The 23,632-nt window shown below is 70.7% G+C and carries 22 protein-coding genes; 16 read left to right on the top strand and 6 right to left on the bottom strand.

Going from position 1 to position 23,632, the window contains the following annotated elements; translation table 11 throughout:
* Positions 1-345: 345 nt before the first annotated feature.
* Entirely contained in the window at positions 346-1,257 is a 912-nt protein-coding gene (locus ACFZCY_RS28920) for a LysR substrate-binding domain-containing protein (protein ID WP_391179502.1), read from the bottom strand.
* Between the two features lie 91 nt (positions 1,258-1,348).
* On the opposite strand from ACFZCY_RS28920, the gene ACFZCY_RS28915 reads away from it, so the two are divergent.
* Together ACFZCY_RS28915 and ACFZCY_RS28910 are read left to right on the top strand one after the other, a co-directional pair.
* A complete protein-coding gene (locus ACFZCY_RS28915; protein ID WP_391179499.1) occupies positions 1,349-2,251 on the top strand; it encodes an EamA family transporter in 903 nt (300 codons plus the stop codon).
* Positions 2,252-2,352: 101 nt separating this feature from the next.
* Complete coding sequence (locus ACFZCY_RS28910) at positions 2,353-3,861, top strand: alpha/beta fold hydrolase (RefSeq protein WP_391179496.1); 1,509 nt, start codon at positions 2,353-2,355, stop codon at positions 3,859-3,861.
* Between the two features lie 7 nt (positions 3,862-3,868).
* Here the strand turns inward: ACFZCY_RS28910 and ACFZCY_RS28905 are convergent, their stop codons facing one another.
* Complete coding sequence (locus ACFZCY_RS28905; protein ID WP_391179493.1) at positions 3,869-4,666, bottom strand: TIM barrel protein; 798 nt, start codon at positions 4,664-4,666, stop codon at positions 3,869-3,871.
* A gap of 237 nt (positions 4,667-4,903) precedes the next feature.
* On the opposite strand from ACFZCY_RS28905, the gene ACFZCY_RS28900 reads away from it, so the two are divergent.
* A complete protein-coding gene (locus tag ACFZCY_RS28900) occupies positions 4,904-5,548 on the top strand; it encodes a hypothetical protein (protein ID WP_391179490.1) in 645 nt (214 codons plus the stop codon).
* A gap of 10 nt (positions 5,549-5,558) precedes the next feature.
* Here ACFZCY_RS28900 and ACFZCY_RS28895 read toward each other — a convergent pair whose 3' ends face one another.
* The gene (locus tag ACFZCY_RS28895; protein WP_391179487.1) at positions 5,559-5,960 is read right to left on the bottom strand and encodes a Rid family hydrolase; all 402 of its coding nucleotides are present in this window, start codon (positions 5,958-5,960) and stop codon (positions 5,559-5,561) included.
* A gap of 101 nt (positions 5,961-6,061) precedes the next feature.
* Here ACFZCY_RS28895 and ACFZCY_RS28890 point away from each other — a divergent pair, with 101 nt between their 5' ends.
* Positions 6,062-6,445: a winged helix-turn-helix transcriptional regulator gene (locus ACFZCY_RS28890; RefSeq protein WP_391179485.1), complete on the top strand. Its 384-nt coding sequence runs from the start codon at positions 6,062-6,064 to the stop codon at positions 6,443-6,445.
* Positions 6,446-6,521: 76 nt separating this feature from the next.
* Here the strand turns inward: ACFZCY_RS28890 and ACFZCY_RS28885 are convergent, their stop codons facing one another.
* On the bottom strand, positions 6,522-7,667 hold the full coding sequence (locus tag ACFZCY_RS28885; protein WP_391179754.1) for a methyltransferase: 1,146 nt from the start codon (positions 7,665-7,667) through the stop codon (positions 6,522-6,524).
* Between the two features lie 454 nt (positions 7,668-8,121).
* On the opposite strand from ACFZCY_RS28885, the gene ACFZCY_RS28880 reads away from it, so the two are divergent.
* From ACFZCY_RS28880 to ACFZCY_RS28855, 6 genes are all read left to right on the top strand, one after another.
* The gene (locus tag ACFZCY_RS28880) at positions 8,122-9,219 is read left to right on the top strand and encodes an NAD-dependent epimerase/dehydratase family protein (RefSeq protein WP_391179482.1); all 1,098 of its coding nucleotides are present in this window, start codon (positions 8,122-8,124) and stop codon (positions 9,217-9,219) included.
* Positions 9,220-9,352: 133 nt separating this feature from the next.
* A complete protein-coding gene (locus ACFZCY_RS28875) occupies positions 9,353-10,384 on the top strand; it encodes an endonuclease/exonuclease/phosphatase family protein (protein WP_391179480.1) in 1,032 nt (343 codons plus the stop codon).
* A 511-nt stretch (positions 10,385-10,895) separates the two neighbouring features.
* On the top strand, positions 10,896-11,864 hold the full coding sequence (locus ACFZCY_RS28870) for a UbiA family prenyltransferase (RefSeq protein WP_391179477.1): 969 nt from the start codon (positions 10,896-10,898) through the stop codon (positions 11,862-11,864).
* Positions 11,865-11,915: 51 nt separating this feature from the next.
* A complete protein-coding gene (locus ACFZCY_RS28865; protein ID WP_391179475.1) occupies positions 11,916-13,088 on the top strand; it encodes a glycosyltransferase in 1,173 nt (390 codons plus the stop codon).
* Complete coding sequence (locus tag ACFZCY_RS28860) at positions 13,085-14,062, top strand: lysylphosphatidylglycerol synthase domain-containing protein (RefSeq protein WP_391179472.1); 978 nt, start codon at positions 13,085-13,087, stop codon at positions 14,060-14,062. Before ACFZCY_RS28865 ends, ACFZCY_RS28860 begins: the two co-directional genes overlap by 4 nt.
* 68 nt (positions 14,063-14,130) lie before the next feature.
* Positions 14,131-15,522, top strand: coding sequence for a nucleotide sugar dehydrogenase (locus ACFZCY_RS28855; RefSeq protein WP_391179469.1), 1,392 nt, complete (start codon positions 14,131-14,133; stop codon positions 15,520-15,522).
* Between the two features lie 201 nt (positions 15,523-15,723).
* Here ACFZCY_RS28855 and ACFZCY_RS28850 read toward each other — a convergent pair whose 3' ends face one another.
* Positions 15,724-16,230: a GNAT family N-acetyltransferase gene (locus ACFZCY_RS28850; RefSeq protein ID WP_391179466.1), complete on the bottom strand. Its 507-nt coding sequence runs from the start codon at positions 16,228-16,230 to the stop codon at positions 15,724-15,726.
* Between the two features lie 5 nt (positions 16,231-16,235).
* Positions 16,236-17,294 carry a substrate-binding domain-containing protein gene (locus ACFZCY_RS28845; protein ID WP_391179462.1) on the bottom strand — a complete coding sequence of 353 codons (1,059 nt, stop codon included), beginning with the start codon at positions 17,292-17,294 and terminating at the stop codon, positions 16,236-16,238.
* 224 nt (positions 17,295-17,518) lie between these two features.
* On the opposite strand from ACFZCY_RS28845, the gene ACFZCY_RS28840 reads away from it, so the two are divergent.
* From ACFZCY_RS28840 to ACFZCY_RS28815, 6 genes are all read left to right on the top strand, one after another.
* Entirely contained in the window at positions 17,519-18,694 is a 1,176-nt protein-coding gene (locus ACFZCY_RS28840; protein WP_391179459.1) for a Gfo/Idh/MocA family oxidoreductase, read from the top strand.
* 7 nt (positions 18,695-18,701) lie between these two features.
* Positions 18,702-19,658: a DUF6807 family protein gene (locus tag ACFZCY_RS28835; RefSeq protein WP_391179457.1), complete on the top strand. Its 957-nt coding sequence runs from the start codon at positions 18,702-18,704 to the stop codon at positions 19,656-19,658.
* A gap of 5 nt (positions 19,659-19,663) precedes the next feature.
* Positions 19,664-20,422 carry a cupin gene (locus ACFZCY_RS28830; protein WP_391179454.1) on the top strand — a complete coding sequence of 253 codons (759 nt, stop codon included), beginning with the start codon at positions 19,664-19,666 and terminating at the stop codon, positions 20,420-20,422.
* A 71-nt stretch (positions 20,423-20,493) separates the two neighbouring features.
* Entirely contained in the window at positions 20,494-21,792 is a 1,299-nt protein-coding gene (locus ACFZCY_RS28825; protein ID WP_391179450.1) for an extracellular solute-binding protein, read from the top strand.
* The gene (locus ACFZCY_RS28820; RefSeq protein ID WP_391179448.1) at positions 21,789-22,751 is read left to right on the top strand and encodes an ABC transporter permease subunit; all 963 of its coding nucleotides are present in this window, start codon (positions 21,789-21,791) and stop codon (positions 22,749-22,751) included. The genes ACFZCY_RS28825 and ACFZCY_RS28820 overlap by 4 nt, the downstream gene beginning before the upstream one ends.
* Positions 22,748-23,626, top strand: a complete 879-nt coding sequence (locus ACFZCY_RS28815) for an ABC transporter permease subunit (protein ID WP_391179445.1) — start codon at positions 22,748-22,750, stop codon at positions 23,624-23,626. Before ACFZCY_RS28820 ends, ACFZCY_RS28815 begins: the two co-directional genes overlap by 4 nt.
* Positions 23,627-23,632 lie beyond the last annotated feature (6 nt).

The raw sequence follows: 23,632 nt of genomic DNA, 5'->3' as shown, positions 1-23,632 counted from the left end.
CATCGCCGCCGTGCGGGCCCGGGCCCCATCCCGGCCCAGGGCCTGGGGGCCGGGGCGCCGCTGGTTCGGGAACGGGTTCGGCCGGAGACTCAGGCAGCGCAGCGGCCGTTCCTCCGCGGGCACCGCGAGCGTGTCGGCGGCGCGCGCACCCCGTAGCACGGTGCCCCTCGGCGCGGCGCCCGCCTTCCACGTACCCGCCCTACGGCACGAATCGCCGCGCGCGGGCCCCGGCCCTCCTCCCAGCCTCGGGCGTACAGCCCCCCGGGGGCGCGGCCCGCGCGTGGGGGCCCGGGGGCGTCCCCCGGTTCGGGAAGGGGCGGGGTGGGGGATCTTCCGCCGGAGGCGTCACACGGCGGCGGCGCGCCGCGGCCACTCGTCGGCCAGCACCGCGACCGTCTCCGTGATCGCGGGGCGGCGCGCGGCGCCCTCGCGCCAGAGGGCGTAGAGGCGGCGTACCGGCACCGGCTCCAGGGGCACCGCCCGCACCCCCTCCGGCAGGGGGCCCCGCCCCAGGCGCGGCATCAGGGCGATGCCCAGGCCCGCCGCCACCAGGGCGATCTGGGTGTGGTTCTCCGCCGCCTGGTAGGCCAGGTCCGGTTCGCTGCCCGACGCCCGCAGCGTCCGTACGAGCCAGTCGTGGCACACCGTCCCGGGCGGCTGGCAGATCCACCGCTGCCCCGGCAGATCCTCCCGCCGCAACGTCCCCCGCCCCGCCAGCGGATGCCCCACCGGTGCGAGGACATCGCACAGGTCGTCCCCGATCCGCGCCCGGCCGAGACCGTCCGGGGCGGGCAGCGGTGCGATGTCCCAGTCGTGGGTGACGGCCAGGTCGATGACGCCCTGCGCCGCCAGGTCCACCGACAGATGCGGGTCGATCTCGACGAGCCGGGCGTCCAGCGAGGGGTGCTCGGCGGCGAGCCGGGCCAGGACGGCGGGCATCAGCCCCCGCGCCGCGGACGGGAACGCGCCGATCACCAGCCGCCCGGTCGGCCGCCCCCGCCGCTCCTCCAGGCTGGTTTCCGCCTGTTCGACGATCGCGAGGAGCTGCTGGGCGGTGGCGGCCAGGTGCTGGGCCGCGTCGGTCAGGACGACGCCGCGGCCCTGCCGCTCCAGCAGCGTCGTCCGGGTCTCCCGCTCCAACTTGGCGATCTGCTGCGAGACGGCGGACGGCGTGTAGCCGAGCGCGATGGCGGCCGCGCTGACCGAACCGTGCACGGCCACCGCGTGCAGCGCCCGCAGCCGGGACAGATCCAGCATCGACCGCTCCCTCACTCTTTACGAATGCTGCATCCAACCATGAAGCCATCCGCGCTGGTGCTACAAGGTCGGGTCACGTGATGCTCGACGCATGCGACCTGCGCACATCGGCCTCGCCGTGCTCGTCACGGCCCTGTGGGGCGTCAACTTCGTGGTCATCGACGTCGGCCTCGACCACTTCCCGCCCCTCCTCTTCTGCTCCCTCCGCTTCCTGGTGGCGGCGGTGCCCGCGATCTTCCTCGTCGGCCCGCCGCGGGTCTCCTGGCGGTGGATCGTGGGCGTCGGACTCGCACTGGGCGTGGCGAAGTTCGGGCTGCTGTTCATCGGGATGCACGAGGGGATGCCCGCCGGGCTGTCCTCGCTGGTGCTGCAGATCCAGGCGGTGTTCACCGCGCTGTTCGCGGCCGTCGTCCTCGCCGAACGCCCCGGCCGCCGACGGCTGCTGGGCATGGCGGTGGCGCTCGCCGGTATCGCCGTGGCCGCCGTCGACGAGGGCACCTCGGGCCCGTTGCTCGGCTTCGTCCTCGTCATCGCGGCGGCGGCCTTCTGGGGCGTCTCGAACGTCCTCACCCGCAAGGCCGCCCCGCCCGACCCGCTGAGCTTCATGGTGTGGGTGAGCGTGGTACCCGTACTGCCGCTGCTCGGCCTGTCGCTGATGTTCGAGGGCGCGGACCCCGGCCTGCACGCGCTGGCCGCCCTCGACTGGGCCGGGGCGGGCGCCATCGTCTACGTCGCCTGGCTCTCCACCGTGCTGGGCTTCGGCCTCTGGGGCTTCCTGCTGCGCACGTACGACGCCTCCGCGGTGGCCCCCTTCTCCCTGCTGGTACCGGTCTTCGGCATGTCCTCGGCGGCGCTGGTGCTGGGGGAGGGGATCAGTCCGCTGCGCTGGCTGGCGGCGGCCCTGCTGGTGGGCGGCGTGGCGCTGACGTCGCTCCCGACCGCACGCCCGCGCAACCCCGACTCCCGCTCCGGGCATTCCCTGGTTGCCCCCTGATCCCGGTGCTGGACGGTTGTGGCCCCCTCGGCGCGCTGCGAGGGTCGTCGCGGGGTGGCCACTCCTGAGATCCACGTGCGAAGGACCATCGGGAGGAACCTGTGCAACCGTTAGCCAAGGCGCTCGCCGCAGCGCTCGCCGCCGGAGCGCTGATGCTCGGCGCGGGCGTGGCGGACGCCGAGCCGTCAGTGGGAGCGGGGAGTTCATCCTCGACAAGCCCGGGGCCGCCGCCCCCGGTCGACTGGAAACCGTGCCCCGAGGACCGTGCGGCCGAGTGCGGAACCCTGCGCCTGCCCGTCGACTGGGCACGCCCGGGCGGTGAGAAGTTCGACCTGGCGGTGGCCCGTCGCAAGGCGACCGACTCGGAACGCCGGGTCGGTGTGCTCCTGGTCAACCCGGGAGGACCGGGCGAATCGGGGGTCGACTTCGCGCTCGACCGCGCCACGACGTACTTCAGCGCGGACGTGCGGGCGAAGTTCGACATCATCGGTTTCGACCCGCGGGGTATCGGAGCCAGCCGGCCGGTGACGTGCTCGCAGGAGCTGCTCGACCGGCGGCCATCGCCGTACCCGCGCGACCAGGCGGAGTTCGGCCGGCTGGTCGCCTACAACCGAGAGCTGCGCGAGGACTGCCGCCGGCACACCGGTGCGATGTTCGACCACGCCGACACGCTCGGCGTCGTCCGGGACATGGAAGCCCTCCGCAGATCACTCGGCGAGCAGAAGATCAACTACTTTGGGCACTCCTACGGCACGCTGATCGGCGAGCAGTACGCGGAGCTGTACGGCGACCGGATCCGCGCCATGGCCCTCACCGCGAACATCGACCACAGCCTCGGTACCCGGGACTTCCTCGTCTCCGCGGCGACCACCGCCGAGGACTCCTTCCACCAGTTCGTGAAGTGGTGCGACCGCTCGCGCTCCTGCGCACTGAACGGCCGGGACGTCACCGCCGTATGGGACGGCCTGCTCGCCAGGGCCGACCGCGGCGAGATACGGGACCCGGACCATCCGGACCGGGCCCTCACCGCGAACGCGATCACCCGGGAAGCCTTCGGCACGTTCTACGGTCCGGACTGGAGCCGACTGGCGACGTACGTGGCCGAACTCGACGCGCAGACAGCCGCGGCACCGTCGGGGCCGTCCACGCCCCCGAACACGGCGCGGGAGGCGTCGACTGCGGCGGACCCCTTCGCAGCGGTGTTCTGCCAGGACTGGCGCATCCGGGCCGGGGACTACGCGGACTACGCCCGTGTGACCGCGGCCGAACTACGGGCCGCGCCCCACATGCGCGGCTCACCCCGCATCCACGACGCGGTGGCCCGATGCATCGGCTGGCCGGACGAGGTGAACAACCCGCAACGCCGCCTGCGCATCACCAAAGCCCCCAAGATCCTGCTGATGCACTCCCGCCACGACCCGGCGAACCACTACTCATGGGTGACCAACGTGCACCGGCAGACGCGCGGGACGACGGTCCTGCTGACCTACGAGGGCGCGGGCCACAGCGTCTACGGGCGCAGTGACTGCACGCGCGGCGCGGCCGACGCGTACCTCACGGCGCTGAAGGTGCCGGGCGACGGAAGCCGCTGCGCCGCGGCCGGGCCCTGAACCGGGCTCAGGCCGCGTCGGCGAGCAGCCGCAGCAGGTGGTCCCGGCCCGGCGCCAGCAGCTCCGGCAGCTCCCGCGCCGCCGGGTACCACCGCTTCTCGTACTCCCAGCACAGCCAGCCGTCCCACCCCTCACGGCTGAGCAGCTCCACGCACTCGGTCAGCGGCAGCACGCCCGTGCCCAGGGGCAGCGGGGTGGTGTCCTCGGCGGAGGCGATGTCCTTGACCTGGACGTAGCCCAGGTGCGGGGAGAGCGCCGCGTAGCTGGTGGCGGGGTCCTCGCCGCCCAGCCAGGGGTGCATCACGTCCCAGATCGCGCCGACGCTGCCGTGCCCGACCGGCCCGAGGACGCGGGCCGCGTCGGCGCCGGTGCGGTGCGAGTCGTGGGTCTCCAGCAGCAGCCGTACGCCCAGATCGGCGGCGTGCGGCGCGATGGCTCCCAGGCGGCGGGCGGCCGTCGCGTCGGCCTCGTCGGGGCTCTGGTCGCCGCCGCCGGGGAAGACGCGGACGTACCGCGCGCCCAGGTCGTGGGCGAGCGCGAGGAGCTCCCGCAGCCCGGTCCGGACCGGCTCGTCGGGGCCCTCCGCCGCGACCCGTACGTACCCGGCGACGGTCAGGATGTCCACCCCGGCGTCCCGGAACTCCCCGGCCACCCGGGCGCGTTCGTCCGCCCCGATCCCGGGATGCACCGGCTCCTCGGGGTGCGCGCGCAGCTCGACGCCGTGATACCCGTTCCCGGCGGCGAGCCGGGCGACATCGGTCATGGGCATACCGGGGACGCCGAGGGTCGAGAAGGCGAGCTTCATGGCGGACTCCGTGGGTCGTGGGGGCTCAGCAGAGGGCGGGGACGATCCGGCGGGGTCAATCCTGCCGTGCCGAAGACCCGTAACCCGGCACCGGCGACCCCAAACCCTCCCTCGCGCCGACGGACGGCACCTTCGGGTGCCGATTCAGCGGGCAGGATGGACCGGTCCGCCTCGACTGAGCGGCGGAGAGGCGAGAGGAGAGGGAGGAGAGGGATGCAGCCCGGACATGGTGGAGAGGTGGCCGACGCCGCGGAGCTTGCCGCCCGGCTGCGGCACGTGTACTGGATCGGCGGGGGCAGCGGCGCCGGAAAGTCGACGATCGCCGGCCGGCTCGCCGAGCGCTACGGCTGGCGCCTCTACGCGACCGACGACGTGATGCGCGATCACGCCGGGCGGGCCACCCCCGAGGAGGCCCCCTACTTGCACGAGTTCATGGCCATGGACATGGACGAGCGATGGGTGAACCGCTCTCCGGAGCTCATGCTCGAGACGTTCCATTGGTTTCGGGGTGAGGGCTTCGGCCTGATCGTCGAAGACCTCCTTCGCCTGCCGCGGGAGCCGTGCGTCATCGTGGAGGGATTCCGGTTGCTGCCGCGCTTGGTGAAGCCTCTGCTCGCCGCTCCCGAGCACGCCGTCTGGCTTCTTCCCTCCCCCGATTTCCGCCAGGCCGCCTTCCGGAGCCGGTCGGTACCGGGGGAGGGGTTCGTGTGGAGGACCAGCGATCCGGCGCGGGCCGGCCGCAACCTCGCCGAACGGGACCACATGTTCACGCGACGCCTTCGGGAGGAAACCGGGCGTCTGCGGCTGCGTGCCATTCAGGTCGGCACGACGACGACGGAAGACGAACTCGCCGAGCAGGTGACCGCGGCGTTCCGGCTCTGACCGCGAGAACTCAGGCGGGCAGCTTCGTGTCGACGACGAAGCTGATCTCGATGACCTGGCCGGGGAAGGTCAGTTCGGTGACACCGAGGACCGTGCTGGCCGGGCGGTGGTCGCCGAAGTACGCCCGGTTGCCCTCTGCCGCCGCCGCGGCGCTGCGCCGCAGGTTCACCACGTACAGCGTCTGCGAGACGACCTGGTTCCGGGTGACGCCGTAGTGGTCCAGGACCTTGTCCATGGCGCCGTAGGTCTGCGTGAGCTGGGCGGCGAAGTCGTCCGCGTGGCGGAACTCGCCCGCCTCGTCGAGCGAGAGCTGTCCGGAAACATGGATCAGATCGCCGGACTTGATCGCCTGTGAGTAGCCGAAGTCGCTCTCGGCCGGCACGTCATGGTTGAAGACATCGATGGTGGCCAACAGTCTCGCCCTTCTGTTCCACTCTCTTGCGGTTACTCGGAAACTGTAGGAGAGTGACCGCTGACCTGGAAGAACGCACTTTTCGGTGACTGAGGAACCTGATGGTGACCAAGCAGCAGCTCAAGGGCCTGCCCGAGGACGCGGACCTGAGGCGCGCGGACTCCCTGGCGCGGGAGATCTTCTCGGACGTCGCCAACAAGTGGGCGCTCCTGGTCATCGAGGCGCTCGGCGAGCGCACCCTGCGCTTCAGCGAACTGCGGAACGAGGTCGAGGGCGTCAGCCACAAGATGCTCACCCAGAACCTGCGCATGCTGGAGCGCAACGGTCTGGTCGACCGGAAGGTGCACCCCACTGTGCCGCCGCGGGTCGAGTACACCCTCACCGAGCCGGGCCGGGCCCTGCGCGCCACGGTCGACGCCCTCTGCGGCTGGACGCACCGGTACCTCGGTCACATCGAGGGCGCGCGCCACCGCTTCGACGCCTGACGGGTGGGTGCGCGGCGCCCGGCGGGTCTCTCCAGGCGGCGCACAACTCATCCGCGGTACGTACGTGGGCGTTCCCTCACCCCACTGCCAGCCGCCACAGGGACGTCACCTCCGCCGCGCGGGCCCGGTGCAGTGGGTCGGCGGAGTCGGTGGCGCGGGGGTGGACGGGCCGGGTGTCCAGCCGGTCGACGACCCGCAGTCCGGCGGCCTCGAAGGCGCCCAGCAACTCCTCGCGGGTCCGCAGCCCCAGGTGTTCGGCGAGGTCGGAGAGGATGAGCCAGCCCTCGCCGCCGGGGGTGAGGGCGTCGGCGAGCCCGTTCAGGAAGCCGTGCAGCATGCGGCTGCCGGGGTCGTACACCGCGTACTCGACCGGCGAGCTGGGGCGCGCCGGGACCCAGGGCGGGTTGCAGACGATCAGCGGGGCGCGGCCCGGCGGGAAGAGGTCCGCGCGGACCACCTCCACCCGCTCGGCGACGCCCAGCCGCTCCGCGTTCTCCCGCGCGCAGGCCAGCGCCCGCGCGTCCTGGTCCGTGGCCACCACGCGCTCCACACCGCGCCGCGCGAGCACGGCGGCCAGCACGCCCGTACCGGTGCCGATGTCGAAGGCGGCCGTGGGGGACGCGGGCAGCGGGGCTTCGGCCACCAGGTCGACGTATTCGCCGCGCACCGGCGAGAAGACCCCGTAGTACGGATGGACGCGGTCGCCGCCGAGCGCCGGGATCTCGACGCCCTTCTCCCGCCACTCGTGCGCGCCGATCAGCCCCAGTAATTCCCGCAGCGAGATCACCGAGGGGCCCTGCGCCGCGCCGTACACCTGCGTACACGCCTCCCGTACGTCGGGCGCGCGGCGCAGCGGTACGGCGAGGTCGGCGTCCAGCGGCACCAGCAGCATGCCCAGCAGCCGGGCCCGCCGCCCCTGTTCCTGGCGGTGCCGGTGGAACGCCTCCGCCGCGCTCTCCGCCGGTCCGCGCCGCCCCCGGGGCCGCCGCGGCCCCCGGTCGACCCGCCGCGCCAGCGCGGCGAGCAGCTGCCGGGCGCCCTGGTAGTCACCGCGCCACAGCAGCGCGGTGCCCTCGCAGACGAGGCGGTACGCGGCGTCGGCCGTCATCCGGTCGTCCGCGAGCACAACCCGCCGGGGCGGCGGCGCGCCACTCTCGGAACGCCACTGGGCGGCCTGGTCCCGGCCGTCGTCGGTCCACTCGATGAGGTCCTGCGTACTCAGGGGGCACACCCTTTGCTCTCGTGCCGTTCGCACCTGCGGTGCGTATGGAGTGATCCTTCCGGTGCGGGCGCCCCGGCGCGAGCAATTTTCCATGACGGTGGCGCCCGAACCCCCTTGACCGTGGATCGCGGGCTGTCGGCATCAGGCCGTAGGACCGCCTCCAAACGTGTGTCCGTGTGATTCACCCGCACCAGTCCCGTCGCATCCGCGTTTGTCCTAAGGAACTCCCTTGTCTATGCCGTTTTTTGACATTTGGCTTGATCAATGCACCCCCGCTCGCCGGTCACGTAAGTGGCTCTTGTTGCGTGGTCATAGGCATGTCATTGTCGTGTACATCGAGACCAGAGGGGAGAAAGAGACGCATGAATCTCATGAACCTCAAAGAGACTGAGAAACTGGATATCGAGGACGCGCACCAGCCCCATCGAGCCGTCATACGAAAGCGGGCGGCCTCGTGGTGACCAACGCCCCGGATACGCCACCGCACACGGACCGCCCCGCGCTCCCCGCCAGCGTCGCCGTCACCGGTGCCGCCGGTGTGCTCGGCGTCAACCTGGTGGACCGCCTGGTGGACTCCGGCTGCCAGGTCCGGGCGTTGGACCTGCGGCCGGTGCCCGGCAGACCCGGGGTCACGACGTTCACGGGGGACATCCGCGACCCGGCGGCCCTCGCCGAGGTGTTCCGGGGCGCCGACGCCGTGGTGCACTCCGCCTCCGCGGTGCCCAGCTACCCCGCGGCCGACATACGGTCGATCGTCATCGAGGGCACCACCACCGTGCTGGAGGCGGCCCGTGCCGCCGCCGTGCCCCGAGTGGTGCACATCTCCACGACCGCCGTTTACGGACTGCCCCGGATGGTGCCCACTCCCGAGGACTACCCGAAGAAGCCCGTGGACCCCTACAGCTCCGCGAAGGCGGCAGCGGAGAAGGTCGCCGAGCGGTTCCGGGCCGAGGGGATGAGCCTGTCGGTGCTGCGGCCCAAGACCTTCCTGGGCCCGACCCGGATGGGGTTGTTCGACATGCTCTTCCAGTGGGCCGAGGAGGGCAGGCACTTTCCCGTGCTCGGCAAGGGGGACGTGCGCACCCAGATGCTGGCGGTCGACGACCTCGTGGACGCGGTGCTGCTGGCGCTGTGCGCCCCGGACGAGGTGGCCCGCGACACCTACAACATCGGTGCTGCCGAGTTCGGCACCCTGCGGGAAGACTTCCAGTGCGTGCTGGACGCGGCAGGGCACGGCAAGCGGGTGGTGTCGATACCGAGTAAGCCCGCGGTAGCGGTACTGCGCACCTTGTCACGGGCCAAGCTGTCGCCGGTGTACGACCGGCTGATACTCAAGCTGCTCGCCGATTCCTACGTCAGTATCGACAAGGCCCGCGACAAGCTCGGTTATCGTCCCCGGTTGTCCAACCGGGACGCCATCCTGCAGTCCTACGACTGGTGGCGCACCCAGCGGGCGGCTGCCGCGTCCGGCTCGGCGGCGGTCGGCGTCGGACGAACCAGCGGCGACCCCTGGCGGCAAGGCATGCTGACACTGGCGAAAGCGTTCTTCTGACATGCCGGCCATCGGGGTCGGAGCGCCGGACAACGACCCGTCCTTACCCCCGGCCGGCCATCGGGACGTGCTCCGGGACGGCCCGCCGGACAGGCCGCGAACAGGACGCCGGCGCAGAATCACGCGCCTGCTGGTGGCGGCCACGGCGGCTTGGGCGATCTTCCTCGTCCTGCTCGTCCTGCTCACCGGCCGCTGGTGGCCGTGGTACGTCGTCCAGAACATCCCACCGCTGACCCTGGTGGCGGTGCCCCTGCTGCTGCTCCTCCTCGTGCCGCTCGCGCGGCCGGCGCGCCGCCGGCTCTCCGCCGCGTTGGTCGTGCTGCTGTTGGCCGGGGCCCACCTGGCCGGATTCGGCCCAGGGTGGGGCACCGCCGCCGCCAACCCCGCCGGTACGCCGGTCAAGGTCTTCGCCTGGAGCACCCGCTACTGGCAGATGGCCGACGACAAGGACGCCTTCTACGCCTTCCTCCGCCGGCAGGACAGCGACGTGTACCTCCTCCAGGAGTACCTGTACTGGAAGGGGAGCAAGCCGGTCCGCATCGACGACTCGGCCCGGCTGCGCGCGGAGTTCCCCGGCTACCGGATGTCCGTGGAGGGCGAGTTGATCACCCTCTCCCGGCTTCCCATCGTGAAGGCCTACCACCAACACGTTTCCCCCAAAGGCAACAACTGGTACTGGAAGGGGAGGAAGTTTCAGCGCACCGACATCCGGGTCGGCGGGCGGACGCTCTCCTTCTACAACGTGCACCTTCCGGTGCCCTTTCACCTCGGCAACCCCCTGAAAGGCAGTACCTACCGGTTCCACCGGAACCATGGCCTCTGGTGGACCGGTGAGCTGCGCAAGCTGCGCGCGGATCTGGCCGGTAACTCCCATCCGGCCGTGGTGACCGGTGACTTCAACTCGTCCTGGATGGGGCTGTCCCCCTTGGGAGCCGGCACCAGCCTGCACAACCCCACCGGCTCGTGGCTGCCCGCTCGCTCCTGGCCGCTCTCCGGTTTCGCACTGCCCCGGCTGTGGCGCCTGGACTGGCTGTTCACCGATGACGACCTGGCCGTTTCCCGATACCGCTTCGGCAGTGGCGGCGCGGACTTCTCGGACCACATGGCCCAGGAAATCCGCGTGGTCGTCCCGGACCGGGCGCGCTCCGCGGGATCTGGCCGGTAATCCCATCCGGCCGTGATGGCCGACGACTTCAACTCGCCCAGGACTCCGATTCCGCCTTGCCCCGGCCATGGCGCCTGGACTGGCTGTTCACCCATGACGACCTGGCCGTTTCCCGGCAGCGGCGGCGTGGAGTTCCCGACCACGCGGCTCAGAGATCCATGTGGTCGTCCCGGACAGGGCGCGCTCCGCACATTCCACGCACACCCCAGGAGACCAGAAAGGGACGCACTGTGGCGCAACCCGACAGGTTCGATGTGATGGTGATGCTCGACTGCTCCACCCCGTACGCGGGTGGTCCGACGGAAGCGGGGGACTCCCCACCCAGGGCGGGCGGCGGACACATGGCCCGGCTACGCCGCCTCGATGCGCACGGAGAGCCGTTCCGGCGACTCCTGAGCGGTTCCCGGTCATGAAGGGGCTGGACAGCGAAGACACCGTGGGTGACCCGGGCGGCCCGGCTGCGACCGCGTCGCACGGCCCCCGAGCGGCCGTGCCCCCCACGGCACCGACGATGCCCTCCCTCGAACCGGTCCTCGAACCGGTCCGCGCCACGAACGGGTCGCACGGTCCGCTCCTGGAGGGCACCCCAGGCGCCAAGCCCCGGCGCTCCCCGTTACCGGCGCCGCTGGTGCTGCTGCGCCCCCACCAATGGGTGAAGAACGTCTTCGTCCTCATCGTCCCGTTGGCCGTGGACCCTGCGATGCTCGCGCGCCACATCGCATGGGCGCTGGCCACCGTGGTCGCGTTCACGGCGGCCTCCGGCGCGGTCTACGTCCTCAACGACTGGCTCGACCGGGAGCAGGATCGGCTCCACCCGGTCAAACGTCATCGGCCATTGGCCAGCGGGCAGGTCGGTCCACTCGGCGCGCTGCTGCTGGGCGCGGGCTGTCTGGCGATGACAGCGACCGCGGGAGCACTGCTGCCACCGGCGGTGCGGGTTGTCATCGCGGGGTATGTGGTTCTCAACCTGGCCTACTGCCTGGCGTTGAAGCACTACCCGCTGGTCGATGTCAGCCTGGTGGCAGTCGGCTTCGTCCTTCGTGCCGTGGCGGGCTGTCTGGCGGTGGGAGCGCCCTTCAACCCCACCCTGACCATCTGCGTGTACTGCACCTGCCTGCTGATGTCGATCGGCAAGCGGCGGCACGAGCTGGTGACCGCGAACCTCCGGGGACAGGCAGCCGCGCAGCGGCCCGCGCTCGCGGGGTACTCGGTACCCCTGCTCGACCAGCTCATAGCCGTGCTGCTGGCTGCCACGCTGATGAGTTACGAACTGTACGTTCTCTCCGCACCGCATCCGCACGCCGCCGTGCTGGCCGTCGTCACCGTGCCCTTCGCCATCTTCGCCCTGTGCCGGTACATGCAGCTGCTGTCGGTGCACCGCAGCGGTGGGGAACCGGGCCGGGACGTGCTCACGGATGCGCCGCTCGTGATCAACGCCGTTCTGTGGCTGGCCTGTCTGGCCGTCGGCCGACTTGTGTGAGGCACACGGATGAGAAAGCCGCACATCGTCAACAGTCGAAGGGGAGCTGTCATGAAAGACCACGAATTCGATGTAGCGATCATCATCAACTACTACGCGCCGTACGTCAGTGGACTGACCATACACACCCAGCGGATTGCCGAGGGGTTGGCCGAACGAGGGTACCGCGTCGCGGTCGTGGCCGCTCAGCACGACAAGACGCTGCCTCTTCGAGAGGTCCGCGCCGGCGTCTCGGTTTTTCGCGCTCCGGTCCGCCATACCATTGGCCGAGGGCTGGTGAGTCCGCAGTTCGTATCACTTGCGCGACACGTCGCCCGTACGTCGGCGATCGTCAACCCGCACGCACCGATGCTTGAAGTGGGACCCATCGCGATGGGTGTGCGGGACCGGCCACTGGTGACGACGCACCATATGGACCTCTGGCTGCCGTCAGGCGTGGTCAACACGGTCGCGAGGCGCGCGGTCGATGTGTCCACGTGGTCCGCGCTGCGGCTTTCTGACGCGGTCGTGGTGAACAGCACCGATCAAGCACGTGGTTCAAAGCTGTGGCCCCTGATCAAACGGAGGAACTGGCGAGGAATCGCACCGCCATGCCTTGACCGGCGTGGTGGTGAGCCCAGTTATCGTGACGGAAGCGGCCTGCACATCGGGTTCCTCGGGCGCATTGTCGAGGACAAGGGAATCGAATACCTGATCAGAGCATTTCAGTCGCTCGGTGATCCCGATGCTCGATTGCTGATCGGTGGCGATTGGATCAAGGTGGCCGGTGGCGGCATCGAAGATCGGCTTCGTCCGCTCATCGGCGACGACAAGCGGGTGCAAATGCTCGGCCTGCTGAGCGGAAGTCAGATCGACAATTTCTACGCGTCGATCGATGTCTTCGCTCTGCCATCCGTTGCCGAGTCCTTCGGCACCGTCCAGGCCGAAGCGATGATGGTCGACGTTCCATCGGTCACCACGAACCTTCCAGGAGGGCGTTCGCCCGTTCTGGAAACGGGATTCGGACGCCGGATTCCGCCACGTGACCCGGCCGCGTTGGCCCGCGCGATCACCGAGCTGGCCGCTCTGACTCCCGAAGAACGCGCCGAGGGAGGTCGCCGGGCCCGGGAGCTCTACAGTGTGGAGACTTCCCTCGACGCGTACGAGGAGCTGTTCCATCAGATCACCCCCATGAGGGACGGCTCGGTGATCGGTGCGCAGCGCCAGAACACGCTCATGCGATGATGGCGAGTTCATTGTCGAACCGCCAGCGCATACTCAAGCTTCTGCGGGTGGTCGTCTATTCGGCCATGGTGATATTCCTGTGCTGGCAGGTCTGGAGCGTGCGAGACGGACTTGGCAACAGCATAGGATCCATTGGCTGGAAAGCCGTTGCTTTCGCGACCGCTTTCACCGCGATATCCCAGTTTCCCGGCTTCTTCGGATGGCGGCTACTGGTAACCGGTTCCGGTGTGCGACTGACTCATGCCGACGCGGCTTGGATCTACTTCGTGTCCGGGGCGACGCGCTATCTTCCTGGCGCGATCTGGCCTGCTGTCACGCAAGTCGCGCTCGCGAGGAGAGTCGGAGCACCAACGGGCACATTCATGACGACCGGTCTGGTCGCTGTCGTCCTGACCGCCCTCAGTGGCGGCATGGTCGGTGTGCTGGCGCTCCCACGCCTGGTGGCGGACGATCCCATGTGGTGGCTCATGCTCCCCATATTGCTCTCCGCCGGTGCGGTCATGCTGGCGCCGCGCCTGCTCACGCGACTGCTCGGCTTTGGGCAACGCATAGTGCGGCAAGGGGATGCTGAGATCGCACTGCCTGCTCGCAGGGATTCCATGGGAATGATCGCTTTCAGCATCCTCGGATGGTGCTGCAACGGCATGCATGCGGCGATCATCGCGATTGCCCTCGGCGCACCTCCGATATCCGCGATAACGCTGGGCGTGGGCGGTTTCACGCTCAGCGCGGTTGCCGGAACGTTGTCGCTGGCACCTGCTGGTATCGGGGTGCGTGAGGCAGTGCTCGGCCTCACGCTCGGAGTTCTGATCAGTGGTCCGAACCTGGTCACGCTGCTGCTGCTGAGCCGAGTCCTCACGACCTTGGGCCATGTGAGCGTGACCCTTGGCGTTCTGGGAACGGTGGCCGGAAATCGCTACCTGAAACGGCGACGAGACAAAGAAAAAACGGTAGAGGCCCTGTCCGCACCTTAGTTGTGGAGGACCCGCAGGTCCTCATCTTCCTGGCCCGACCCTGAGCACGATCAAGTCTGGAGGTATACATGGCAGCCATCGCAGGACCGGAGGAGACAACCGGCCCGAGGCCCGGCGACGACAGCGACGTGCCGGCCCCCCGCCTGACCGTCATCGGCACTGGCTACCTCGGTGCCACCCACGCGATCTGCATGGCCGATCTCGGCTTCGACGTCCTGGGCGTCGACGTGGACGAGTCCAAGATCAAACGGCTCAACGAGGGTGAGGTGCCCTTCTTCGAGCCTGGCCTGCCCGAACTGCTGGCCAAGGCCATGGACTCCGGCCGACTGCGGTTCACCACCAGCTTCGAGGAAGCGGCCGAGTTCGGCGACGTCCACTTCATCTGCGTCGGCACCCCCCAGCAGGAGGGGTCCGACGCGGCGGACCTGCGGTACGTCGACAGCGCGGTGACCGCCCTCGCGCAGCACCTGTGCCGCCGTACGCTCGTGGTCGGCAAGTCCACCGTGCCGGTGGGCACCGCCGCCCGGCTGACCGAGCTCGTCCAGCGCCTCGCCCCGGCGGGCGACCAGGTGGAACTCGCCTGGAACCCCGAGTTCCTCCGCGAGGGCTACGCCGTCGATGACACCCTCCGCCCCGACCGGCTGGTCTTCGGTGTCTCCTCCGCCTGGGCCGAGGAGCGGCTGCGTGCCGCGTTCGCGCCCATCGTCGCCACCGGCACCCCGGTGGTCGTCACCGATCTGACCACGGCCGAACTGGTCAAGGTCGCCGCCAACTCCTTCCTCGCCACCAAGATCTCGTACATCAACGCCATGGCCGAGGTCTGCGAGGCCACCGGGGGCGACGTGCGCGGCCTTGCCGAGGCACTCGCCTACGACGATCGCATCGGAGGCCGTTTCCTCAAGCCGGGACTGGGCTTCGGCGGCGGCTGCCTGCCCAAGGACATCCGCGCGTTCGCCCACCGCGCCGAGGAACTCGGCGTCGGCCAGGCCGTCGCCTTTCTGCGCGAGGTCGACGCCATCAACAAGCGCCGCCGCTCCCGCACGGTCGACCTGGTGCGCGAGCTCGCCGGCGTCACCGGCGGCGACCTCACCGGCGTTCGCGTGGCCGCGCTCGGCGCCGCCTTCAAGCCCAACTCGGACGACATCCGCGACGCCCCCGCCCTCGACGTCGCCTCCGCCCTGCACCGGCTGGGCGCCCACGTCACCGTCGTCGACCCGCAGGCCACGGAGAACGCCCGCCGTGTCCATCCCGAGTTGGATTACGGCACGGACGCGATCTCCGCCGCCATCGACGCCGACGTGGTCGTCCTGCTCACCGAATGGGCCCAGTTCCAGGAGATCGACCCGGAGATCATGGGCTCTGTCGTCGCCCACCGCCGCATCGTCGACGGCCGCGACGCCCTCGACGCGGCGCGCTGGCGCGCGGTGGGATGGGAGTACCGGGCGCTCGGGCGGCCCTGACGGGCGGTCGTGGTGATCGCCCCCGCCGACACAAGAGCTTGCGGGGCTCGGCGGGGGCGGTGACCGCGGGTGACCCGGGCGAGATCGCCGGCATGGCGGTCTTTCCGCCCCGATGACACCCCGCCATGATCTGGCAGGCCAGCCACTTCGACCAGACGTTCTACTCGTGCGGCGATGTGGTCTTCCCCGGCGGGTGACCCGCTACGCCAGCGGCGCGAGGCGCCAGTCCTGGGCGGTCACCGGACCCGCGCCGTACCCGGGGTGCGGCTCCTCGGCGGTCAGCTCGAACCCCGCCCGCTGGTAGATCCGGCGGGCGGTGGCCTGGACGTCGGTGGTCCACAGCACCAGCTCGCGGTAGCCGGCCCCGCGGGCGAAGTCCACGCACGCCGCCACCAGCCGCTCGCCGAGCCGCAGGCCGCGTGCGTCCGGTTCGACGAAGAGCAGCCGCAGCCGGGCCGTCGCGGGGGCCTCGTCCCGTACGCACATCACCGAGCCGACGGGCCGGCCGTCGCGCTCGGCGATCCACGTCCGCTCGTGCGCCGGGTCGTGCCGGGTGCCGAAGTCGCCGACGATACGGGCGACCAGGGCCTCGAACTCGGCGTGCCAGCCGTACTCCTGGGCGTACACCACGCCGTGCCGGTGGACGATCCAGCCCAGGTCGCCGGGGCCGGGGTCGCGTAGCCGGACCTTCGCCATGTCGTCAGCCACCTGCCTCAGCGCCTCGGCGGGGCCGTCGAGGCCCGGGCCATGAGTTCGGCGCGCACCATGGCCACCCCGCCCGGCGGCTGCGGTTCGCGGCCGAGCGCCAGCCGTCCGGCCCGTGCGCCCGCCTCGTGCAGCGGCAGCCGCACCGTGGTCAGGGCGGGGACGGCGTCGGCGCTGAAGGGGAGGTCGTCGAAGCCCGCCACCGATACGTCCTCGGGGATCCGCAGCTCCCGGTCGCGCAGCGCCGCGCAGACGCCGAGGGCGATGGTGTCGTTGGCGGCCACGACGGCGGTCAGACCGGCGTTGCGGCGCAGGAGTTCGAGGGTCGCGTCGTAACCGGAGGCGCGGTCGTAGAGGCCGTGGACGGTCAGCTGCTCCGCGTCCCCGTCGAGTCCGGCCGCGGCCAGGGCCTCCCGGTGGCCCTCCAGCCGGTGGCGGGTGGTGGTGCGCTCGGCGGGGCCCGCGACGTAGCCGATGCGGCGGTGGCCGAGGGTCAGCAGGTGTTCGGTGAGCCTGCGGGCGCCGCCGCGGTTGTCGAAGGTGAGGGTGATCGCGTCCTCGATGGGGGGTCGCCCGCACAGCACCACTCGGGTGCCGGAGGCGGCGAGCCGGGACGCCTTGGCGGTGACCGCGGCGGCGTGGTCGGGGTCTTCGACCGCGCCGCCGGTGAGGACGACGGCGGCGGCGCGCTGACGCTGGAGGAGGGTGAGGTAGTTCAGCTCGCGCTCGGGCGACCCGCCCGTATTGCAGATGACGGCCAGCTTCTCGGCGCCGCGCCCGGGCTCGCCGCCGTTGCCGCCCGGGGCGCCCATCTCGGACTGCACGGCGCCCGCGATGATGCCGAAGAAGGGGTCCGCGATGTCGTTGACCAGCACCCCGACCAGATCGGACGTGGCGGCGGCGAGAGCGCTTGCCGGGCCGTTGACCACATACTCCAGGTCCTCGACGGCGCGCAGCACCCGGGCCCGGGTCGATTCGGCGACCGGGTAGTTGCCGCTCAGGACGCGCGACACGGTGGCCGCCGAGACCCGAGCCCGTGCGGCCACATCGGCCAGGGTCACTGCCATGTTTCCTCCGTTGGATGGTCACCTGGGTCGCCTGGTGGGGCATCGCGTGCGCTGGTGGGGCCGGGTCCATGCTCTCACTGGTCAGCACCGCCGCGGCCATCGCATATCGAACCGGGAACGGGCGCGGGAATCTGTTCGCCGGGGTCTTGTCCTGACATCCGGGCCCTGCCTAGGGTCGACCCTCAGCAAGCGCTTTCCGTCCCGTTGGCGAGGAGCCTCACTCCATGGCGACACCGCAGTCCGCCGCCGCAGCAGCCACCGCCCGTATCCGTGCCGCGGTCATCGGCACCGGAGCCATCGTCACGGGCAGCCATCTGCCCGCCCTGCGCGATCACGCCGACCGGGTCGACCTGGTCGCCGCCGTCGATGTGGACGAGGAACGCCTCGACGCGTTCCGTGCGACGGCCGCCGAGAGCGCCGGATTCACCGTCGCCGGATATCCCGATGTGCCCGCGATGCTGCGGGCCGAGCGCCCCGACCTGGTCCTCATCGGCACCCCGCCGTCCCTCCACCGTGAGCAGACGGTGGCCGCGCTCACGGCGGGCGCGTGGGTGCTGTGCGAGAAGCCGCTGTGCCTCACGCTCGCCGAGTACGACGAGATCGCGGCGGCGGAGCGGGAGGCGGGCGGCCCGTACGCGTCCGTGGTCTTCCAGCACCGCTACGGCTCGGGCGCCGTCCACGCCCAGGACCTGCTGACCACCGGTGCCCTCGGCCGCCCGCTGGTGGCCCACTGCCAGACCACCTGGCACCGGGACACCGCCTACTACGCCGTGCCCTGGCGCGGCCGCTGGGACAGCGAGGGCGGCGGCCCCTCCATGGGCCACGGCATCCACCAGATGGATCTGCTGCTCCACCTCCTCGGCGACTGGACCGAGATCCGCGCCATGGCCGGGCGGCTGGTCCACGACGTGGAGAGCGAGGACGTCTCCACCGCGCTGGTCCGCTTCGAGAACGGCGCGATGGCCACCGTCGTCAACAGCGTGCTCTCGCCCGACGAGGTCAGCCGCATCCGCATCGACTGCGCGGACGCCACCGTCGAGCTGACCCACCTCTACGGCCACCGCAACGACGACTGGGTCTACACCCCCGCCCCGCACGTCCGCGACGAGCCCGCCCGGCAGGAGCACTGGCGCACCCCCGCCGCCGATCTGCCCAGCTCGCACGCCGCCCAGCTGACCGGGCTGCTGGACGCCATGCGGGACGGCGTACGGCCCCCGGGCAGCGGCCCGGACGCCCGCCGCACCCTCGAATTCATCGCCGCGCTCTACAAGGCGGCCTTCACCGGGCAGCCCGTGCACGCGGGAGAGATCGCGCCCGGCGACCCGTACTACGACGCCATGCACGGAAACCACCCCGAGTGGGCGCCGAAGGCCCCGCAGGCCCCGAAGAAGGAGAGCTGAGGCCGTCATGACCCAGCAGATCACCGTCACCCACACACACGGCGAGCGGATCTCGGTCGCCTCCGGCGGCGTCGAGCTGATGGCCTACGTCTACAAGCCCGACCCGGACGCCTTCGAGGCCCGTAAGCCGTACGCCCACCCGCTGCGCACCCTCGCCGGAAGCCCGGTCTCCGGTTACCGGCCCAACGACCACCGCTGGCACAAGGGCCTGCAGATGACCTCCAGCCATCTGTCCGGCCAGAACTTCTGGGGCGGCAACTCCTACCTCGGCCCCGACCAGGGCTACCAGCGGGTCGAGGAGCGGGTCGGCTCCATGCGGCACGACGGCTTCGAGGAGTTCACGGTCACCGACGACCGGCTGCGCTTCACCGAGAAGCTCACCTGGGTCGAGAACGGGGGCCAGGAGTGGGCGCGCGAGCTGCGATCCATCGAGCTGCACTCGGTCGAGCCGGACGAGGGCAGCTGGGCCCTGGACTGGTCCATCCGGCTCACCAACATCCGTGGTGAGGCGCTGCACTTCGGCTCCCCGACCACCGCGGGCCGCGAGATGGCCGGGTACACCGGGCTCAACTGGCGCGGCCCCCGCGACTTCACCGGCGGCGACGCCTTCGGCCCGGACGGGCGCGGCGGCGAGGGCGAGGCGGGCGCCTCGGACCTGATGGGCACCCCGGCCGCCGACGCCCCCTGGATCGCCTTCACCGCCGAGCACGACGACGTCGACGCGCACTCGACGCTGCTGTTCGCACACGCGCCGGAAAACCTCGACGACGCGGAGGCGATCCACGCCTCCCACTGGTTCGTGCGCTCCGAGCCGATCCCCTCGGTCGCCCCCTCGTGGGCGTTCTTCGAGGAGTTCGAGCTGCCGCCGGGGGAGTCCTTCGGCTACCGCTACCGCGTGGTGGTCGCCGACGGCGCGTGGGACCGGACGCGCGCCGAGAGCTACCTCAAGAACCACGGGTGGTGAGCGAGATGGCTGCGTCTTCTGCGATGCCCGCCCCGCTGCCGGGCGGCGTGGGGATGTCCCACATCAGCGCGTACGAGTGGGAGGCGGCCGACGGCGTCTGCGGCGGCAGCCCCCACCTCCACCTCGCCTGCACCGAGGCGTACGTGGTCACCGCCGGGCGCGGCGCCGTCCAGACCCTGACTGTGGCCGACGGCTTCACCGAGACGCCGCTGGAGCCGGGCGCGGTGGTGTGGTTCACCCCGGGCACCGTGCACCGCATGGTGCAGGGCGGCGGCCTGAAGGTGACCGTGCTGATGCAGAACAGCGGGCTGCCCGAGGCCGGGGACGCGGTGTTCACGTTCCCGCCGGAGGTGCTGGCCGACCCCGAGCGTTACGCGGCGGCCGCCGCACTGCCCGCCAAGGAGGGCCCGGAGGCGGAGGCGGCCGCCCGGCGCCGCCGGGACCTCGCGATCGAGGGCTACCTCACCCTGCGGGCCGCCGCCGAGAAGGGCGACGACGCACCGCTGCGCGCCTTCCACGAGGCGGCGGTGCGGATCGTCGCCCCCAAGGTCAAGGACTGGGAACCGCGCTGGCGGGACGGCGCGCTCGCCGCGGCCCGGCGCACCGGTGAGCAGCTGACCGCGCTCGCCGAGGGCGATCCGGCCCACCTCGCCGAGGCGCGGGTCACCGCGACCGGGCCCAGCCGCCGCGGCGGCTACGGCATGTGCGGGCGCCGGGACGAGTACGAACTGCCCGGTGTGACGCTCCCGTACTACGGCGAATAACCACCGGCATTCCCCCTCACACACACGGCAAGGCACATTCGCACAACCACAGGAGGGAGGTCGGCCCCGGTATGCGCGGAAACAGGACAACGGTGTCCTGCGCCCTGGCGCTCGTCCTCACGCTCGGCGGGACTCTCACGGGCTGCGGCGGCGAGGGCGGCGGTGGCTCGGGCGGCAAGGTCACCCTGCGGTTCACCTGGTGGGGCAACCCCGACCGGGCGGCCCGTACGGAACAGGCCGTCAAGCTGTTCGAGAAGCGCCACCCCGACATCGACATCAGCACGTCGTTCGCGGGCTTCGACACGTACAAGGCGAAGCTCGCCACCCAGGCGGCGGGCGGCGACGCACCCGATGTGATGCAGCTCGACTACCGGCAGATCAACCAGTACTCGACCTCCGGGATCCTGCTGGACCTGGGCAAGCACCCGGAGCTGCGGACCGCGGAGATCGACAAGAGGCTGCTGGCCACCGGGGTGGTGAAGGGCAAGCGGTACGCGATCCCGGTGGCCCGCAACACCGAGACCGTGGCGTACGACGCGGCGCTGTGGCGCGCGGCGGGCGTCCCCGAGCCGACCCTCGACTGGACCTGGGACGACTGGGCCGACGCGATGCTCAAGCTGTCGAAGTCGAAGGCGAAGGCCGTCAAGGGCCAGGCCGGCTCCACCGACCCGGGCCAGAGCGAGGACATCTTCGAGGTCTGGCTGCGCGGGCGGGGCAAGTCCCTCTACACCCATGGCGGCACCCGCCTCGGCTTCACCGCCGACGATCTGACGCGCTACTGGGAGTGGTGCACCAAGCTCCGCAAGGAGGGTTCGGTGGCCCCCGCCGAGGTGACCACGCAGATGGACGGATCGGTGGAGACCACCGCGCTCGGCCTCCGCAAGGCAGTCTCCAGTTTCAACTGGGACAGCGCGGCCAGCGGCTATCAGGCGATCGTCGGCGAGGGGGTGCGGCTCGCGGCGCTGCCGGTCGACTCGAGCGGGAGGCGGGGCCAGTACTACAAGTCGTCGATGTTCTACGGGGCGTCCGCCAAAACGGCACACCCCAAGGAGGCGGCCCGGTTCATCGACTTCCTGCTCAACGACCCGGAGGCGGGGGCCATCCTCGGCGCCTCCCGGGGCATCCCGGCCAACGGGTCCCTCCGGGAACGGGTACTGCCCAAGCTCGGGGGCTTCGACAAGGTCGTCTTCGACTTCCAGAAGCAGTTCGAGGGCAAGCTCGACGCCCCACCAAAAGCTCCGCCCAAGGGTGACGCCTCCCTCCAGACCACCTTCCAGCGCGACTACGACCAGGTGAGTTACGAGCGGATGTCGCCGCGTGAGGCGGCCGAGGAATACATCACCGAGGCGAAGGCGGAGCTGAGGCAATGAGCGCGACCATGACCCGCTCCGAGGGCGGCGCTTCGGCCCGTACCGGCGAGAGGCGGGCGCCGAAGCGCGAACGGCAGGGCGCAGCGTGGGTGTTCCTGTCCCCGTGGGTGATCGGCGCGGCCGTGCTGACGCTGCTGCCCATGGCCGTGTCGCTGTATCTGTCGTTCACCGACTACGACATGTTCGACTCGCCGAGCTGGGTGGGCTTCCGCAACTACACCCAGATGTTCACCGAGGACCCCCGCTACTGGCGGTCGGTCACCACGACCCTGACGTACGTCGTGGTCGCGGTGCCGCTGCAACTGGCGGTGGCCCTCGCCGTGGCGCTCGTGCTGAAGTCCGTCAAGCGGGGCAAAAGCTTCTACCGCTCGGCGTTCTACGCGCCCTCGCTGCTCGGCGCGTCCATGTCCATCGCCCTCGTCTGGCGGGCGATCTTCAACAACGGCGGCACCGTCGACAATCTCCTCTCCGGCATCGGCATCCACATCGGAGGCTGGACCACCAAGCCGGGCTGGGCGCTGCTCGCGGTCGCGCTGCTGACCGTATGGCAGTTCGGCGCCCCCATGGTGATCTTCCTGGCCGGGCTCCAGCAGATACCCGTCGAGCTGTACGAGGCGGCGGCCGTGGACGGGGCGAGCTGGTGGCGGCAGTTCCGCTCGATCACCATCCCGATGCTGTCGCCGGTGCTCTTCTTCAACCTGGTGCTCCAGATGATCCAGGCGTTCCAGGTCTTCACTCCCGCCTTCGCGGTCAGCGGCGGGCAGGGCGGACCCGCCGACTCCACCCTCTTCTACACGCTCTACCTCTACGACCGTGGCTTCGTGGCCTCCCGCATGGGCTACGCCTCCGCCATGGCATGGGTGCTGCTGCTGGCCATCGCGGTCGTCACCGCCGTGCTCTTCCGCACCTCCCGCGCCTGGGTCTTCTACGCCAACGACAACACCGAGGGGGGCCGATGACCACCGCCCCGATCACCACCACGGCCGCGGCGCCCAAGCGCCCCGCGCCCGTCCGTCGGATCGTCCTGCACGTCTGCCTCATCGCCGCGCTGCTGGTGATGCTCTATCCGCTGGCCTGGATGGTGGCGACCTCGTTCAAACCGGCCGACGAGGTCATCGCCAGCCTCAAATTGCTGCCCAGCCACTTCGAATGGGGCAACTACTCGACCGCCCTGGACGGGGTCGACGAGGTCAGCGTCGGGCGGCTGCTGTGGAACTCGCTGCTCATCGCGTGCGGCGCCGTCCTCGGCAACGTCATCAGCTGCTCGCTCGCCGCGTACGCCTTCGCCCGGCTGCGGTTCCGGATGCGCGGACCGCTGTTCGCCTTCATGATCGCCACGATCATGCTGCCGCACCACGCGATCCTCATCCCGCAGTACATCATCTTCAACCAGCTCGGCATGGTGAACACCTACTGGCCGATGATCCTGCCGAAATTCCTGGCCACCGACGCCTTCTTCGTCTTCCTCATCGTCCAGTTCATGCGCGGGCTGCCGCGCGAGCTGGAGGAGGCGGCCCGGATCGACGGCTGCGGGCCGTTCCGCTCCTTCTTCAGCGTCATCCTGCCGCTGACCAGGCCCGCACTGATCACCACCGCGATCTTCACCTTCATCTGGACCTGGAACGACTTCTTCACCCAGCTCATCTACCTCTTCGAGCCGGAGAAGTTCACCCTGACCCTGGCCCTGCGCTCCTTCGTGGACGCCTCCAGCCAGTCGGCGTTCGGCCCGATGTTCGCGATGTCGGTCTTCGCCCTGCTGCCCATCGTGCTCTTCTTCCTCGCCTTCCAGCGCTTCCTGGTCGAGGGCATGGCCAGCTCCGGGCTGAAGGGGTGAGCCGCC

This window comes from Streptomyces sp. NPDC007983 (assembly GCF_042958345.1).
Lineage (GTDB): Bacteria > Actinomycetota > Actinomycetes > Streptomycetales > Streptomycetaceae > Streptomyces.
Note: the sequence above shows the minus strand (reverse complement) of the source record. Positions and strands in the feature narration are given on the sequence as shown.

What these genes read in the sequence shown, in the direction of transcription:
- ACFZCY_RS28865 (WP_391179475.1), top strand. Translation starts at nt 11,916, where the DNA reads ATGAAAGACCACGAATTCGATGTAGCGATCATCATCAACTACTACGCG.
- ACFZCY_RS28815 (WP_391179445.1), top strand. Translation starts at nt 22,748, where the DNA reads ATGACCACCGCCCCGATCACCACCACGGCCGCGGCGCCCAAGCGCCCC.
- ACFZCY_RS28845 (WP_391179462.1), bottom strand. Translation starts at nt 17,294, where the DNA reads ATGGCAGTGACCCTGGCCGATGTGGCCGCACGGGCTCGGGTCTCGGCG.
- ACFZCY_RS28855 (WP_391179469.1), top strand. Translation starts at nt 14,131, where the DNA reads ATGGCAGCCATCGCAGGACCGGAGGAGACAACCGGCCCGAGGCCCGGC.
- ACFZCY_RS28835 (WP_391179457.1), top strand. Translation starts at nt 18,702, where the DNA reads ATGACCCAGCAGATCACCGTCACCCACACACACGGCGAGCGGATCTCG.
- ACFZCY_RS28890 (WP_391179485.1), top strand. Translation starts at nt 6,062, where the DNA reads ATGGTGACCAAGCAGCAGCTCAAGGGCCTGCCCGAGGACGCGGACCTG.
- ACFZCY_RS28860 (WP_391179472.1), top strand. Translation starts at nt 13,085, where the DNA reads ATGATGGCGAGTTCATTGTCGAACCGCCAGCGCATACTCAAGCTTCTG.
- ACFZCY_RS28915 (WP_391179499.1), top strand. Translation starts at nt 1,349, where the DNA reads ATGCGACCTGCGCACATCGGCCTCGCCGTGCTCGTCACGGCCCTGTGG.
- ACFZCY_RS28825 (WP_391179450.1), top strand. Translation starts at nt 20,494, where the DNA reads ATGCGCGGAAACAGGACAACGGTGTCCTGCGCCCTGGCGCTCGTCCTC.
- ACFZCY_RS28920 (WP_391179502.1), bottom strand. Translation starts at nt 1,257, where the DNA reads ATGCTGGATCTGTCCCGGCTGCGGGCGCTGCACGCGGTGGCCGTGCAC.
- ACFZCY_RS28820 (WP_391179448.1), top strand. Translation starts at nt 21,789, where the DNA reads ATGAGCGCGACCATGACCCGCTCCGAGGGCGGCGCTTCGGCCCGTACC.
- ACFZCY_RS28830 (WP_391179454.1), top strand. Translation starts at nt 19,664, where the DNA reads ATGGCTGCGTCTTCTGCGATGCCCGCCCCGCTGCCGGGCGGCGTGGGG.
- ACFZCY_RS28840 (WP_391179459.1), top strand. Translation starts at nt 17,519, where the DNA reads ATGGCGACACCGCAGTCCGCCGCCGCAGCAGCCACCGCCCGTATCCGT.
- ACFZCY_RS28870 (WP_391179477.1), top strand. Translation starts at nt 10,896, where the DNA reads ATGCCCTCCCTCGAACCGGTCCTCGAACCGGTCCGCGCCACGAACGGG.
- ACFZCY_RS28905 (WP_391179493.1), bottom strand. Translation starts at nt 4,666, where the DNA reads ATGAAGCTCGCCTTCTCGACCCTCGGCGTCCCCGGTATGCCCATGACC.